The 15,920-nt window shown below is 52.0% G+C and carries 13 protein-coding genes; 2 read left to right on the top strand and 11 right to left on the bottom strand.

Annotated elements, in window-relative coordinates:
* Positions 1 to 125: 125 nt before the first annotated feature.
* From QEN32_RS20270 to QEN32_RS20250, 5 genes are all read right to left on the bottom strand, one after another.
* On the bottom strand, positions 126 to 2,273 hold the full coding sequence (locus tag QEN32_RS20270; protein ID WP_011233236.1) for a formate dehydrogenase H subunit alpha, selenocysteine-containing: 2,148 nt from the start codon (positions 2,271 to 2,273) through the stop codon (positions 126 to 128).
* 354 nt (positions 2,274 to 2,627) lie between these two features.
* Complete coding sequence (lpxO, locus tag QEN32_RS20265) at positions 2,628 to 3,536, bottom strand: lipid A hydroxylase LpxO (protein WP_000457029.1); 909 nt, start codon at positions 3,534 to 3,536, stop codon at positions 2,628 to 2,630.
* 257 nt (positions 3,537 to 3,793) lie between these two features.
* Positions 3,794 to 4,228, bottom strand: coding sequence for an aminoalkylphosphonate N-acetyltransferase (gene phnO / locus QEN32_RS20260; RefSeq protein WP_001805444.1), 435 nt, complete (start codon positions 4,226 to 4,228; stop codon positions 3,794 to 3,796).
* A 151-nt stretch (positions 4,229 to 4,379) separates the two neighbouring features.
* A complete protein-coding gene (yjdN, locus tag QEN32_RS20255; protein ID WP_265322054.1) occupies positions 4,380 to 4,823 on the bottom strand; it encodes a VOC family metalloprotein YjdN in 444 nt (147 codons plus the stop codon).
* Between the two features lie 119 nt (positions 4,824 to 4,942).
* Positions 4,943 to 5,278, bottom strand: a complete 336-nt coding sequence (locus QEN32_RS20250; protein ID WP_000056482.1) for a zinc ribbon domain-containing protein YjdM — start codon at positions 5,276 to 5,278, stop codon at positions 4,943 to 4,945.
* A 467-nt stretch (positions 5,279 to 5,745) separates the two neighbouring features.
* Between QEN32_RS20250 and proP the strand changes: the two genes are divergently transcribed.
* Both proP and pmrR read left to right on the top strand, forming a co-directional pair.
* Positions 5,746 to 7,248 carry a glycine betaine/L-proline transporter ProP gene (proP, locus tag QEN32_RS20245; protein WP_265322053.1) on the top strand — a complete coding sequence of 501 codons (1,503 nt, stop codon included), beginning with the start codon at positions 5,746 to 5,748 and terminating at the stop codon, positions 7,246 to 7,248.
* Between the two features lie 69 nt (positions 7,249 to 7,317).
* Positions 7,318 to 7,407, top strand: coding sequence for an LpxT activity modulator PmrR (gene pmrR, locus QEN32_RS20240; RefSeq protein WP_000844399.1), 90 nt, complete (start codon positions 7,318 to 7,320; stop codon positions 7,405 to 7,407).
* 7 nt (positions 7,408 to 7,414) lie between these two features.
* Here the strand turns inward: pmrR and pmrB are convergent, their stop codons facing one another.
* From pmrB to adiA, 6 genes are all read right to left on the bottom strand, one after another.
* Complete coding sequence (pmrB, locus tag QEN32_RS20235; protein WP_001212189.1) at positions 7,415 to 8,485, bottom strand: two-component system sensor histidine kinase PmrB; 1,071 nt, start codon at positions 8,483 to 8,485, stop codon at positions 7,415 to 7,417.
* 9 nt (positions 8,486 to 8,494) lie between these two features.
* A complete protein-coding gene (gene pmrA / locus QEN32_RS20230; RefSeq protein WP_000697899.1) occupies positions 8,495 to 9,163 on the bottom strand; it encodes a two-component system response regulator PmrA in 669 nt (222 codons plus the stop codon).
* Positions 9,160 to 10,803, bottom strand: a complete 1,644-nt coding sequence (gene eptA, locus QEN32_RS20225) for a phosphoethanolamine transferase EptA (protein ID WP_020838564.1) — start codon at positions 10,801 to 10,803, stop codon at positions 9,160 to 9,162. Before eptA ends, pmrA begins: the two co-directional genes overlap by 4 nt.
* Before the next feature lie 133 nt (positions 10,804 to 10,936).
* Positions 10,937 to 12,274, bottom strand: a complete 1,338-nt coding sequence (gene adiC, locus QEN32_RS20220; RefSeq protein WP_000093130.1) for an arginine/agmatine antiporter — start codon at positions 12,272 to 12,274, stop codon at positions 10,937 to 10,939.
* A 139-nt stretch (positions 12,275 to 12,413) separates the two neighbouring features.
* The gene (locus QEN32_RS20215; RefSeq protein ID WP_001217083.1) at positions 12,414 to 13,175 is read right to left on the bottom strand and encodes an AraC family transcriptional regulator; all 762 of its coding nucleotides are present in this window, start codon (positions 13,173 to 13,175) and stop codon (positions 12,414 to 12,416) included.
* Positions 13,176 to 13,472: 297 nt separating this feature from the next.
* Positions 13,473 to 15,740, bottom strand: a complete 2,268-nt coding sequence (gene adiA, locus QEN32_RS20210; RefSeq protein ID WP_131044972.1) for an arginine decarboxylase — start codon at positions 15,738 to 15,740, stop codon at positions 13,473 to 13,475.
* Positions 15,741 to 15,920: the final 180 nt, after the last annotated feature.

The following is a 15,920-nucleotide window of genomic DNA, read 5'->3' as shown; positions in this document are numbered from 1 at the left end:
TAAAAAAACAGCCTCCGGGCGGAGGCTGTTATAGGGAAAATGCCTGATGGCGATGCTAATGCATCTTATCAGGCCTACAGTAGACGCAGGCCGAATAAAGCATTCTGATGCCGCCATCCGGCAGATCAACCCATTGCGCTTTCGCGCAGGCGGGTTTTCAGCTTGTTGTACTCATCAATCACATACTGCTCGGCGGCTCGCTGATCGGCGATCGGCTCAACGCGTACGGCGCAGTATTTGTACTCCGGCGTTTTGGTAATCGGGCTGAGGTTTTCAGTCACCAGCTCGTTACAGGCGCCAATCCACCACTGGTAGGTCATGTAAATCGCCCCTTTGTTCGGGCGATCGCTGACCTGCGCGCGGGTGATGATTTTGCCTTTGCGCGAATGAACCCACACCAGCGCTTCATCTTCAATGCCCAGACGCGCGGCGTCGGCGGTATTGATTTGCGCATAGCCCGGTTCATCGGCCAGCGCGGCCAGCGCCGCACAGTTACCGGTCATTGAGCGGCAGGAGTAGTGACCGACTTCGCGCACCGTCGACAGTACCATCGGGTACTCTTCGGTGAGTTTATCGATAGGCGCTACCCAGTCGCAGGTGAAGAACTGCGCCAGACCGTTGGGGGTATCGAACTTCTCTTTAAAGAGGTACGAGGTTCCCTGATCGGCATCCGACGTGTCGCGGCACGGCCACTGGATATAGCCCAGCTCGCCCATTTTCTCGTAAGTGGCGCCGTAGAAATCCGGGCACAGATGACGCAACTCATCCCAGATCTCCTGGGTGTTGTTGTAGTGCATCGGATAGCCCATCCGGGTGGCGATTTCACTGATAATCTGCCAGTCGGTTTTCAGGTCCCACTTCGGCTCAACGGCTTTAAAGAAGCGCTGGAAGCCACGGTCAGCCGCAGAGAAGACGCCTTCATGCTCGCCCCAGGAGGTGGAGGGTAAAATCACATCCGCCGCCGACGCGGTTTTGGTCATGAAGATATCCTGCACGATGACCAGTTCCAGATCCTCAAACGCTTTACGTACTGCAGAGAGTTCCGCATCGGTTTGCAGCGGATCTTCACCCATAATGTACGCCGCGCGCACTTCGCCATGCGCCGCACGGTGCGGCAGCTCGCTGATGCGATAGCCGGTATGCGCAGGCAGACTTTCTACGCCCCAGGCTTTAGCGAACTTCTCGCGGTTTTCCGGGAACTTAACGTACTGGTAGCCCGGATAAGTATCCGGCAGCGCGCCCATATCGCACGCGCCCTGAACGTTGTTCTGGCCGCGAACCGGGTTAACGCCCGCGCTTGGCTTGCCGAGGTTGCCGGTCAGCATCGCGAGGCTGGTCAGTGAACGCACGGTTTCCACACCCTGATAGAACTGGGTGACGCCCATCCCCCACAAGATCGCTGCGCTTTTCGCGCTGGCATACATCCGCGCCGCCTGACGAATTTCCTGTGCGCTCACGCCAGTGATCTCTTCGACGGACTCCGGCGTATAGCCTTCGACAATCTTACTGTATTCTTCAAAACCTTCGGTACGGCTGGCGACAAACGCTTTGTCGTACAGGTTTTCTTCAATAATGACATGCCCCATGGCGTTGAGCAGCGCGATATTCGAGCCGTTTTTCAACGCGATATGCATGTCAGCGATGCGCGCGGTTTCAATTTTGCGCGGATCGCAGACGATAATTTTCGCCCCGTTGCGTTTAGCGTTAATCACATGATTCGCCACGATCGGGTGGGAATCCGCCGGGTTATACCCGAAGACGAACACTAAATCAGTGTTATCAATTTCGTTGATCGCATTACTCATTGCGCCGTTACCGACCGATTGGTGCAGACCTGCAACCGATGGGCCGTGTCAGACGCGAGCGCAGCAGTCAACGTTATTGGTACCAATAACGGCGCGTGCGAATTTTTGCATTACATAGTTGGTTTCATTTCCGGTACCGCGAGAGGAGCCGGTTGTCTGGATTGCATCCGGACCGTACTTCGCTTTGATGGCGCTCAAACGTTCAGCGACGTAATTGAGCGCTTCATCCCAGGAAACAGATTCCAGTTTGCCGCCACGCTGGCGACGGATCATTGGGGTTTTCAGGCGCGGGGTCAGGATCTGGGTATCATTAATAAAATCCCAGCCGTAGTAGCCCTTCAGACACAGGGTACCCTGGTTGGTTTTCCCCTGCGCCGCCTCAGCCCGGACGATTTTGCCGTTATCGACCACCAGATTGATTTTGCAACCTGATGCGCAATACGGGCAAACCGTGACGACTTTTTTCATCGGTTTCGCTCCAGTTAATCAAATCGCGCATACGCGCTGTCGCCCTCAGTATGCATGTTTTATGCCACTTTTTTAGTATGGGCTTTCCCTGATATTACGGGCGAATTTTGCTCAAAACCCTGACGAAAAACAGGCTATCGTCAGTTTTGACGTGTCGAAAGAAAATACCGCATGACATTTATTATGGGGAGAAACGCGGAGCGCAGGCCAGATAGGGCGGAGCCGCCATCCGGCAATCGACTCTGCCTGAAGTGGAAATTACCCGGATGGATAGACTCAAGGCCAGGGAACGCGTTGAGACTAACGCCAGGATAGAACGGGCCGCGGCAGGCAGTGCCATACCGCGGCCCGGCTTCAGAGGAGGCTGAAAAGGATTATCGCGGCAAAAATAGCGGCAATAACGAGATATTTCAGCGCGTAATAGAGAGTGCGGTTTTTCTTTTTCAGCCGTTGCCCGGCATCGCGTGCTGCGTGAACGTATTTAAAGATGCGATTAATCGCACCGGTGCGATCGTTCTCGTCGTTTGGCGAACTGGCGGCGGACATCAACGATGCGCCGACCCAGTGGTTTACGCTCTGCGCCCAGCGCCATTTCATTGGACGCTCAATATCGCAAAAGAGGATAATACGCGTCTGCTCAGTTTTATTTTCCGCCCAATGAACGTAGGTTTCGTCGAAGATGACGGCTTCGCCGTCGCGCCAGCTATGGCGCTGTCGATCAACTTCAATAAAACAGCGGTCGTCATTCGGTGTGCTTAATCCAAGATGGTAACGTACTGAACCGGCATAGGGGTCGCGATGTTTTCCCAGATAGGCCCCGGGAGGCAACTCGGCGAACATCGCCGCTTTAATAGAGGGGATGCTGTTGACCAGCTTTGTCGTTATCGGGCATAACGTTTCCGCCGACGGGTGGGCATCGGAATACCATTTAAGGTAAAACCGTTTCCAGCCGCGCTTGAAAAAGGTGTTGAATCCGGCGTCGTTATTGGCCTGCGCGGCTTTTATGTGATGCTGAAGCCGTAGCGCCTCTTCACGAATCACCTGCCAGTTTTCCGTCAGCTTCTGCAGCTCTGGAAATGCCGTGGTATCAAAGTACGGCTGCTTTGCCGGTAACGTTGAGAAGCGAGTCATGAACATATTGATCGGCGCCATAAACGTCGAGTGGTCAAAGAGCTGACGGGAAAGTTTTTGTTTTTCCACCCCGCGTGAATGCGCATAAATGACGCTGATAATAAAAATACCGATAATGATTGCTGCGAACATAACGTCACTGTCCTTCTAAGAAAACCTCATCCCGGGATTTTCAGGCAACCCTCCCGGTGATGCCAAAGAGAAAAGTGTAGTTCATTGACAATAAATTTACATTTCTACAACTTAAAAGGGCCATTTTTGCTAAAGAAGCGAGTCAGCCCGTTTAACCTTTATCCAGGCTTGTCGACAGTAGAATTGAGATGACTCCGCTACTTCACCCGGTGATGGCTGATTACGTTATGCCTTATCTCCCGATGACGGCTGCCAGATCACAATGCTTTCGTAAACCGAAAATGACTTTGCTTGTAACCTTCGCGAAGATAAAAACGGTGTGCATCGCGGCGTTTAATATTTGTGGAAAGCTCCGTTAGCTCGGCGCCCGCCTGACGTGCTTCTTCTTCTGCCCAGGCCAGAAGCTGACTGCCAATTTTTTGTCCCCGCATCTGCGGTAATACCACCAGCTCCTGAATTTCGCCAATCCAGTTGGCATGATGGAGATGAAACTGCATATGCAGGCTGATCATGCCGACTACCTCTCCGTTGCGCAGCGCTAAACGATAATGAACGTTGGGGTCCAGTAAATTAGCGGCAAATCCATCCCTGAAAGCCTGATAATCAAGCTCATTTTTAAGTAACTCACAGATAAGCGCGTAAACAGAATCGGTATCCTCTGTTGTCGCGTGGCGTAATTCACAGACTGGCATAATGTCCTCCCGACGCTTCATCAGGATCAACCATCTTTCGACAGACTGTAGCAAACTACCGTCATTATTTATTCTATGGCAGTTAAACGGCGGATAACGTGCAGCCAAAGATCACTCTGATGGCAAGGGGGAGGGCGAGCCTCCCGGGGAGTTAGGTGGCAGGCTGATGTTTAACCACGTTAATCATCCACGGCACACCGAAACGATCGCTGACCTTGCCGAAACCCTGCGCCCAGAAGGTCTCCTGCCAGTCCATTTCGATTTGCCCTTGTGCGGCAAGGTTATCAAACCAGCGCTTCCCTTCTGCTACATCCTGGGTATCAAGCACCAGCGTAAAGCCGGAATAATGCGCCGTTCCCGACGGGCTGGCATCACTCATCATGATATCGCTGCCGGCAATGCGCATGTTGGCGTGGGCGATAGCAGTATCGGGAAAGCGCATTCCTGACGGGCAGCCCTCTTCGTTATCCGCCGCCGAGGGGGGCATTTCACCGAAGCTGAGTTTATAAAGCAGTTCTACGCCTAACGTTTGTTGATAATACGCGATGGCGTCGGCACAGTTGCCGGCAAAAGAGAGATAGGGACTTAACGGCATGATGGTTACCTCAGGTAAGAGATGCTCGTTAAGTGTAGTTCGAAATTGGCACAATATTGTCGGTGGCAGGGCCGCTCAGGCCCGGTAAGCGAGGCGCTACCGGGCAATGACACGGTAAATCAGTTCTTTTTCACGAACTCGGATTTCAGTTTCATCGGGCCAAAACCATCGATTTTGCAGTCGATGTTATGGTCGCCTTCAACCAGACGAATATTCTTCACTTTGGTGCCGATTTTCAGCATGGAAGAGCTGCCTTTTACTTTCAGATCTTTCACGATGGTGACGCTATCGCCGTCCGCCAGCAGGTTGCCGTTGGCGTCTTTGACAATCAGCTCATCGCTCTCCTGAGCGGGTTCCGCATCGTTCCATTCGTGAGCGCATTCCGGGCAGATGAACATGCCGTTATCTTCGTAGGTATATTCGGAGTTACATTGCGGGCAGTGGGGTAATGACATGTTGGTATCCTCAAAAAGTCAGCGGGGGCAAACGCGCCCAAAAATGGCAGATCGCCGAAAAAGGCCGCAATTATACACAAAATCCTTAGCGTTGTCGGGACTATTGCCGCTTTTATAAAAGGGCCTGCGCCACGCCAGTCAGCAATGGTTTACACTCAAATAACCGCTTTTTTACTGTCACCACAGCGCATTAGGGCGTCCTTATTTACACCTTTTGACCGAATTGACATATATGTGTGAAGTTGATCACATATTTAAACCCTGTTAGGGTAAAAAGGTCATTAACTGCCCATTCAGGCGTCAACAGGTTCGGTTGTACAGTCCGTAACCGGACAGTGTAAGTAAACCTGCTACGCTTGTATGAGGGATAGCGTTCGCGCCCCTCCCTCCGCTCGACGGCGACGCTGGCGCGGTATGCCAGTGCCCGCCGTATATAGCGCTACAGGGCTTAGCCTATGAGGACAGCTATGCTGAAAAGGAAAAAAATAAAACCGATTACACTGGGCGATGTGACCATCATTGATGATGGTAAACTTCGCAAAGCAATTACCGCCGCCTCGCTGGGCAACGCGATGGAGTGGTTTGATTTTGGTGTTTATGGATTTGTTGCCTACGCGTTGGGTAAAGTCTTTTTCCCCGGCGCCGATCCCAGCGTCCAGATGATTGCCGCGCTGGCCACGTTTTCCGTTCCCTTCCTGATTCGTCCGCTCGGCGGGTTATTCTTTGGTAGGCTCGGCGATAAATACGGGCGCCAGAAGATCCTGGCGATCACGATTGTGATTATGTCGATCAGTACCTTCTGTATCGGGTTAATCCCCTCTTACGCGACGATCGGTATCTGGGCGCCAATACTGTTGTTGCTGTGTAAAATGGCGCAGGGCTTCTCGGTTGGCGGGGAATATACCGGCGCGTCGATCTTTGTCGCGGAATATTCGCCGGATCGTAAACGCGGATTTATGGGAAGCTGGCTGGATTTTGGTTCCATCGCCGGGTTCGTGCTGGGCGCGGGCGTGGTGGTCTTAATCTCAACGATTGTCGGCGAGGAGAATTTCCTGGAGTGGGGCTGGCGTATTCCGTTCTTTATCGCCTTGCCATTGGGAATTATCGGTCTCTACTTACGCCATGCGCTGGAGGAGACGCCAGCGTTTCAGCAGCACGTGGATAAACTGGAGCAGGGCGACCGCGAAGGGTTGCAGGATGGGCCGAAAGTCTCCTTTAAAGAGATTGCCACCAAACACTGGCGTAGCCTGTTGTCATGTATCGGTCTGGTGATTGCCACCAACGTGACCTACTACATGCTACTCACCTACATGCCGAGCTACCTGTCGCATAACCTGCACTATTCTGAAGATCACGGCGTGTTGATTATCATCGCCATTATGATCGGGATGCTGTTTGTGCAGCCGGTGATGGGGCTGCTGAGCGACCGTTTCGGTCGACGTCCATTTGTGATTATGGGCAGCATTGCGCTGTTCGCGCTGGCGATCCCGGCCTTCATCCTAATTAACAGTAACGTTATTGGCCTGATTTTTGCCGGTTTGTTGATGCTGGCGGTGATTCTGAACTGCTTTACCGGGGTGATGGCCTCGACATTGCCGGCGATGTTTCCGACGCATATTCGTTACAGCGCGCTGGCGGCGGCTTTTAATATCTCTGTATTGATTGCCGGTCTGACGCCAACGCTGGCGGCCTGGCTGGTGGAAAGCTCGCAGGATCTGATGATGCCGGCGTATTATTTGATGGTCATCGCGGTGATAGGCTTGATTACCGGTATTTCCATGAAAGAGACGGCCAATCGTCCGCTAAAAGGCGCAACGCCAGCGGCGTCGGACATCCAGGAAGCGAAGGAAATTCTGGGCGAGCATTACGATAATATTGAGCAGAAAATCGACGACATCGATCAGGAAATCGCGGAGCTGCAGGTCAAACGTTCGCGTCTGGTACAGCAACATCCGCGTATCGATGAATAAATTTCGCGCTTAAGGTTCGCTTAATCTCTCGCGGGCATACTCTCCTCCATACCTTTGGAGGAGAGCGTCATGAAAAGCTATATTTATAAAAGTTTGACGACCCTGTGTAGTGTGCTGATTGTCAGCAGTTTTATCTATGTGTGGGTCACGACGTATTAAACGCCTGTTATGCCTTTTTCAACAGCACCCAGGCACGGGTGCCTGTTCTTTCCGTACGGTTTTGCAGGAAAAACTGTCCCTGATGTAGCTGGGTGATGCGGCTGACGATACTCAGCCCCAGGCCAATTCCGCCATAACGGCTGTCCATCCGCACGAACGCTTCGCTTAGCTTCCCGCATTTGCTTTCATCAATACCCGGCCCCTCGTCTTCGACCGCCATAATAGCGTCGGGGTCGGCGCTAATGTGGATAGTGATATGGGTTCCTTCAGGGCTATAGCGATGCGCGTTTTCCACCAGATTTCGCAACAGCATACGCAGTAATGTCGCGTCACCGCGCACCACCACGTCCGCCGCGCTTTCCGGCAGCAACAGAGTTTGCTGGCGCGTTTCCAGCATGGTGTTCAGCTCATCGTAGGAGGGGAGGATCACATCTTCCAGCAGTTTTACTTCCTGATAATTCCCGGAAGAGAATGACTGGCCCACGCGCGCCAGTTGCAGAAGCTGGGAGACGCTATCCATCATCTGGTCAAGACGGGCGATAAGCGGCGCGACATCAACATTGTGGGTTTTTGACAATAATTCCAGATGCAAACGCACCCCCGACAGCGGCGTGCGTAGCTCATGGGCCACATCGGCGGTAAAAAGGCGTTCATTGTCGAGCGTGGTGGTCAAACGCGTAACCAGTTGATTGATCGCCGAGACGACGGACTCAATCTCAAGCGTGGAGCTGTGAATGGCGATCGGCGCCAGATTATCCGCCGTCCGCGCTTCCAGCTCTTTTTGCAGTTCGGCGAGCGGACGGGTAATACGCCGTACCGCCTGGTAACAAATTAGCAGCGTCAGGCTAACCATAAATACGCCGGGGACGATCAGGCTGGCGACCGCCTCGCGAATTTCGTGCATGATATGGCGATCGTTATTGCGATTATCCCGCAGCGCCTGCTCGAACAATTGGATTTGTTCAGTGCTTTCATGCCATAACCAGAAGGTACTGATTAACTGGAACACCAGCAGAATAAGACCAATTGTCAGCATTAAACGCTGGCGAAGGGTCATCGCTCTTCGCTGAAAACGCATCAGGCTCACTTAGCTTTCCTCAGTGGCAACCAGCATGTAGCCAAACCCGCGAACCGTGCGAATGCGCGACTTGCCGACTTTGTCGCGCAAATTATGTATATGCACTTCCAGAGTGTTGGTCGAGGGTTCGTTATCCCAGTTGTAGATATCGTTATAAAGAATTTCCCGGTGCACCGGACTGCCTGCCTTGAGCATCAATCGTGAGAGCAACGCGTACTCCTTAGGCGTCAGGGTCAGTTCCTGTCCATCCCTCCATGCCTGATGGCGGCCTATATTGAGCGTCAGATTGCCAACCGTCAGTTCACTTTCACCCTGATTATTATGGCGGCGCAGCAGCGCGCGGATGCGAGCGTGCAACTCCTCCAGGGCGAAGGGTTTAACCAGATAATCATCTGCGCCGACATCCAGCCCGGTAATGCGGTCATTGAGCGTATCGCGGGCGGTCAGAATGAGTACCGGCAGGGTGTATTTTTTCTGTCGGATTCGCGTCAGGAAATGCAGGCCATCCTCATCGGGCAGCCCTAAATCCAGCACCATCAGACTGTAATGACCAGACTCCAGACTATGCTCGGCGGCACGCGCTGTCGAAACGCCATCACACGCATAGCCTTCGGTTTGCGCGGCGAGTATTAACCCCTGTAATAATAGCGTGTCGTCTTCAACAATCAGTATCTTCATTCGCTTAGTCTCCTGCACGGTTGCAGAATATCATCTGCGGCCTGGTAATACGTCGTTTGTACGCCGGTTAATCCCAGCATGGTTGAGAAAAGATTGTCCTGTGAATAATCCAGCGTGCTCGCCCGTTTTTGCAGGCAGGCCTGATCCACCTGATAACGCTGTTGATAATCTTTAGAAAGCCAAATGAGCATCGGGACATGTTTTTGCGTATCCGGCGCAATGGAATACGGCAGACCGTGTAAATAAACGCCATTTTCACCCAATGATTCGCCGTGATCGGAAAGATAGACCAGGCTGGTGGTGAATTTATCCTGATGAGATTTCAGCAGGTTAATGGCTTTATCTACAATATAGTCCACGTACAGCACGGTATTATCATAGGTGTTGATCAACTGCTGTTGGGAACAGTTCTGAATTTCGTTAGTGTCACAGGTTGGGGTAAATTTTTTAAACTGCGGTGGATAACGGTTGTAATAGGTTGGGCCGTGGCTGCCGATGGTATGTAATACAATAACGCCATCGCCTTTCAAATGGTCGATATAGTCTTCCAGACCGTGAAATAACACTTCATCGTAGCACTCGCCGTCGATACATTGTCCGGGCAGGTTTAGCTCGGTGACATTTTGATGCGGAACGCGATCGCATGCGCCTTTACAGCCGCCGTCATTATCATTCCACAGTACGTTAATCCCCGCGCGCTGGATAATATCCAGCAGCCCTTCCTGGTGATGCGCCAGCTCTTCGTCATAATGTTTGCGCGGCATATCAGAAAACATGCAGGGAACGGAGATCGCGGTCGCCGTACCGCAAGAGGTGGTATGCGGGAAGTAGATCACATCGTCTTTCGCCAGCCGCGGATTGGTGTCGCGCGGATAGCCGCCAAGAGAGAAATCATCGCCGCGCGAGGTTTCGCCAACGATGAGAATCGTCAGGTTTTTGCGATCGCCTTTCAGCATTAATGGATTGCGATGGGCATCCTCGCCAATGCGTACCAGCGGCAAATTCGCCAGCCGTTGATGCGAATACCATGACCAACTGGCGACAATACTGTTCGATGGGCTTAACGCTTTGATCAACTGTTTATTATTTCGAAATAGCGAGGCGTAATCTTTATAGAAAAAGGCGGCGACCAGAATAACTAATAAAATAGAGATCAGGACGCTGACCAGGCGGTAAAGCCCGCTACGTAAGCGCGGCGTCGCCGGACGGATTTTGACCCAGAAGGCAATCACGGCTGCCAGAACGCCGCTTAATCCCAGAGTCAGCACCATTTGCGGCGTCATCAGCGCAAAGGTTTCCGCGGGCGTGGTATCCATCATATTGGCGATCATGGAACGATCGATGATGATGCCGTAAGTCAAAATAAAATACTGCGCGGCAGCGCCGACCAGAATAAAAACGCAGGCCAGCAGTCGGTTTAGCCAAATAAATGAGGCCAGCGTCAGCACACTATTGACCACGCTAAACGCGACGACCGGCATGGAAATAAACATCAGCACATTGCGTAGCGAGTTTAACGGTAGGTCTTGTAGTACCTGCTTGTAGAACGCAATGTTCAGGCAGACGGCAATATAAAAGGAAAAAAGCAGAAGCCAGGCGATTTGCCCAAGAACAGGTCTTTTAAGAAAGCGCTTTAACATGTTGATGCGTCCATCGATTCGGTGACGCTAATCGTGACAAAGTAAAATTAAGTGAACCTTAAGAACTTAATGTTGGTGGCGGCCGGATAACCTGCGCTATCCGGCCTGTTGCGATAACATTAACTACACGTGGTCAATCCTGTTTAACCGGCGCATCCAGCGGATACGGGTTTTTGTGAATGCGGTTGTAGTTCAACGCATACAGCGCGGTGATCACCATCAACGTGACGAACGACCACATCACTTCTTTGGCGCCGGAACCAATGACCGCCCAGATGCAATACACAAACGCGACGAAGGTGATCAGCAGATACAGCGGGCGCGCTTTACCAAAGTGACCGTGGCCCAACAGCAACAGCGCGGCACAGGTGTAAAGATAAGGCACCAGGGTGAAGATAACCGACACGGAGGAGACCAGACCAAACTCTTTCGCGGCGTTCGGCGACATACTGCTGAACTGGAAGATAGTCATCAGCACGCCGACGATAAGCAACCCAGCCACTGGCGTACCGGCTTTATTAACCCGCGCGAAGATCGGCGGGAAGAGACCATCGTCCGCCGCCGCTTTTGCGGTTTGACCGGCAAGCAGCGTCCAGCCGCCGAGAGAGCCCAGGCAACCCGCTGCCGCACAGAAGGAAACAATAGCCCCTGCGGTATCGCCCAGCGCCATACGCGCCGCGTCACCGAAAGGCGATGCCGACACACGCAGCGCCGCGTTGGGGATCATCCCCATAATCGCCGTTGTGGAGAGTACATAGCAGACGGCGGCGATCAGTACCCCGCCGATGGTGGCGATAGGCACGTTGCGTTTCGGGTTTTTGACCACCCCGGCCGCAACGGAGGCGCTTTCTACCCCGATGAATGACCACAGCGTAACGTTCAACGTGCTTTGAATCGCCCCGAAAGTATTCATGCCGCTCACGTTCCAGGCCGCCATATAGGTTTCGCCTTTAAACCAGAACCAGCCGAAGACCGCAATCCCTACGATAGGCACCAGCGCCAGTACGGTGGCGACGGCCTGTACGCGGGTAATCATTTTCGGCCCGACGATGTTCAGCAGAACAAAAATCCACAGCACCGCGACGCAGGTAAGCGTTAATACCAGCGGATCTTTCAGAATCGGGAAGAAATAGCTCAGATAGCCGACGCCGATAACGACCATCGCGATATTACCGATCCAGCATGCCAGCCAGTACAGCACGTTAGTTTGATAGCCCAAAAACGGCCCGAAGCAGCGGCGTGCGTAGGCATAAGAACCGCCGGGACTGGGATCTAAGGACGACATTTTGGCATAAACCATCGACAGCGCCAGGGCGCCGATGATAGTGACCAGCCATCCGTAGATTGCAATCCCGCCAGTGGCCGCCAGGTTGGCAGGGAGTAAGAATACCCCTGAACCCATAATATTCCCCGATACCATTAAGGTGACGGGGATTAGGCCCACTTTGTGAGCATCAGCATCCGAAGACATAATTTGGACTCCTGAAAAGGTGACTTCGTTACGATAAATTACGTCGTATCATACCCCCTCAGAATGCCGCTGAATTATGTCGGAGACGGGTTATCGCCAATGCTGTTATTATCGTGTCTTATCGTTGAGTGTAGAAAAATTAGGCAGCCGATCGTTCCCGATGTTGGCTAACATAATGCAGGGGGGTCATACCATAAAACTCTTTAAACACGGAAATAAAGTACGATGTGCTGTTATACCCACACAGCTGGGAGACTTGAGAGATATTCTTTCCGTCCATTAATAATTGGTTTACGGCATAACGCATTCGGCAGGTCGTGATTATTTGGCTATAACTGGTATTCTCGTTTTTGAGCTTTTTCTTTAACAAGCTTGGACTCAGGCACAGGCAACTGGCAACGGCGCTCAGATTCCAGTCTTTATGGATATCGCTCTGAATGATGTGGTAAACGCTGTCACTGATGCGGCTGCGCAGCATGTGCATTAACAAAGAAATAAATTTTTTGTGGTCAAGAAAGCGGGATAAAACGGTGAAAAGGAGCGCACGGGTACGTTCACTAACAATTTCATCTGGTGTTTCCATCGCGCTGTAGCGGGCGGCGACCCTGAAGATATCCGGCGTCAGACAGTTGGCGGTCAATAAGGGATCGGCGTTGCGTTGCCAGACGGGAAGGTGTGAGAGATCTTTATTCAGGAATTGTAAATAGTCTTTAATATTATTGCGACTCACTTGTATTACTAGCACGCTATTTAATGATGAAATGTCAATAACGTTATTTTCACAAGCCAGAATGGCCATATAATTCGCTTTTAAACTGATTGGCTCCTTACCATTTACTCGTAACCATGTATCTTTTTCGGTTAATAACACTATGCAAGGCTCGTTGCTGCAAATCCTCATACCCGAACTCCTGGAATATGAACATAAAAGACCGGATCTCGCCAAACGGGAGAGATAACGGGGACTGAGTCAATTGTGTGATAAATTGAAACTGCACTAAAATAACTTTCCTGAATAATATTACAATATTTGTACGATGAATTAGGGTGTACAAAAAGTTGTACGCGAGTGGAAACTTGTCATTTTTGTATAAAAAAAGCGCGGGATGGGGCCCGCGCAAAAAGGTATGACAGTATTATTGTTTTGCAGCAATACTCAGGGAATACATGCCATCCTCAAAAAAAAGACTCTTTGTGATTAGGCTTTCACGCACATAACGTGATATACGCCATCAATAATTTCCGTGCCTTCGGTTTCATGCTCAAAGCCAGGGAAGTGATGATCCCAGGATTGCAGTGAGCGTAAGTAACCCACCTGCGGACTGTTTTCATCGCCAAAGTTTTCACCGGAGAGCAGCATCGGGATGCCTGGCGGGTAAGGAATAACGGAGTTCGCCGCAATGCGACCCGGTAGATTTTCAATCGCCACCATTTCAATATTGTTGTTCACAATCGCGTTGTAGGCGTCGCGCGGGGTAATCTCCGCAACCGGCAGGGTGGAATAGGCGGCGTTGAGACGGGCGCCCGGGTTATTTTCACGTAGCCAGGCAAACATTTTATCGCCCAGGTCATGAATACCCATGTTCGCGTAAGTGTCAGGATAATCCTGCACCAGTTCCGGCATCACCTGCGCCAGCGGCGTATTCGCGTCGTAATGATGTTTGAAGGAGCACAGCGTGTTGATCAGCGTTCCCCATTTCCCGCGAGTTACCCCCATAGAGAACAGGAACATAATCTGAAAGTCGGTGGTGCGGGTCGGCACGATACCGTGGCGGCCAAGCCATGCTGTGACCAGCGCAGCAGGTACGCCGGATGCTTCCAGTTCGCCATCGTCGCCCATACCCGGCGCCAGGATACTGACTTTAATCGGGTCCAGCATACTCCAGTTATCCGGCAGGTCTTTAAAGCCGTGCCAGGTTTCTCCGGGGCGCATGACCCAGCAGTTCTGGTCGGTGGCCAGCAGTTTTGCCGGCGCGTCGGCGAAGTCATACGTTTTACCGGTTTGTGGATCGGTGACGACGTCTTTATTCCACGGTTTAAAGAACCAGTCGCCTTCATCGGTAAACTCTTTATAAAGACGCGCCATCGCCTGACGGAAATCAACCGCTTCGTCAATCACCTCTTGAGTCAGGGACAGACCGCTGTTACCGTCCATCATCGATACCGCCACATCGTTGGATGCGCAGATGGCATATAACGGAGAGGTGGTGGCATGCATCATATATGCCTGGTTGAAGCGGGAGAAATTCACCGCGCCACGGCCTTCACGGACGTGAATGTAGGAAGCTTGTGAAAGCGCATTCAGTAGTTTGTGCGTGGAGTGGGTGGCAAACACGGTCGGACCGTTATGGTCGCCTGGCTCGCCGCGCATCGCGTAGTGATCGAAATAAATCGGGTTGAAGCGCGCATAGCCGTACCATGCTTCGTCGAAGTGAATGCGATCGCTGGTTTTTGCCAGCAGATCCTGCGCCTCTTTGGCGTTATAGCATACGCCGTCATAGGTACAGTTGGTCACTACGCTGTAAGACGGTTTCTGTCCGGCTTTGGTTTTGGTCAGCGGGCTGGCGCTGATTTTTTTCTGCAAGGTTTCAGGCTGCATTTCCTGCGGGTAGATTGGCCCGATAATGCCGTAACGGTTACGGCTTGGCACCATATATACCGGTTTGGCCCCAGTGAGGATCAGCCCCTGCTCGATGGATTTATGGCAGTTACGATCCAGTACAACGACATCATTATCCGTCATACAGGCCTGCATAATAGTACGGTTAGAACCGGAGGTCCCGACAACCACGGACCAGGAGCGGTCAGCACCGAATACGCGGGCGGCGTTTTTCTCGCTTTCGCCAAACGCGCCGGTATGGTCGAGGAGTGAACCGAGCGTGGTACGCTCAATCCCCATATCGCTGCGGAACAGGTTTTCGCCATAATAATCGTGATAAAAGCGACCGGCAGGCGTTTTAGTGAAACCGACGCCGCCCTGGTGTCCCGGCGCCGCCCATGAATATTCATGAATGTCGCTGTATTTCATCAACGCGTTAAACAGTGGTGGTAACAGTTGCTGGCGATACCGGGTCATGGCGGCAACGGCGCGTCCGGCGATAAAGTCAGCGGTGTCTTCCAGAATCCAGGCGAATTCATCGACAAGCTCCAGCAGGTCGCGGTCCAGCGATGCCGTCGCTTTTTCTCTGTCGCCTAACAGGAAAACGGGCACGTTTTGCTGACGCTCGTGAAGCTTACCGATCAATTGCCTGACGCTCAGGTGCTCATCCGGTTGTTCCATTTGGTAGCTAAACATCAGACAGTCAATGGCTTCGTTCGCGGACAAGATGGCATAGCCGTCATCGAAGGATGTCGATTTAATGACGGTAACATTTTGTTGGCTCAAGGCATCCGCCAGACGCTCAACCGCGTTGCCAACCCAGGTGTCCTGATGCAGAAACTCACTTTCAACAATTAATACTTTCATCATCTTTTACCCGGTTGTGGAGGCCGTGCAATTTACGCCTTGCCGACCCGCCGTATGAATGTGACGTGGGCAAGTATTACCCCGTCAAATAGGGGGTGTAAAGTGATGGAATAATGGTCAGTTATTGTTATTATTGTTTAATAAACAATGGGTTAATTATGGATGGCGAGCGATTTCACC

Source organism: Salmonella sp. SA14318 (genome assembly GCF_029866905.1).
In the GTDB taxonomy this organism is placed as follows: Bacteria; Pseudomonadota; Gammaproteobacteria; order Enterobacterales; family Enterobacteriaceae; genus Salmonella; species Salmonella enterica.
This window is presented reverse-complemented; position numbering and strand designations above follow the sequence as displayed.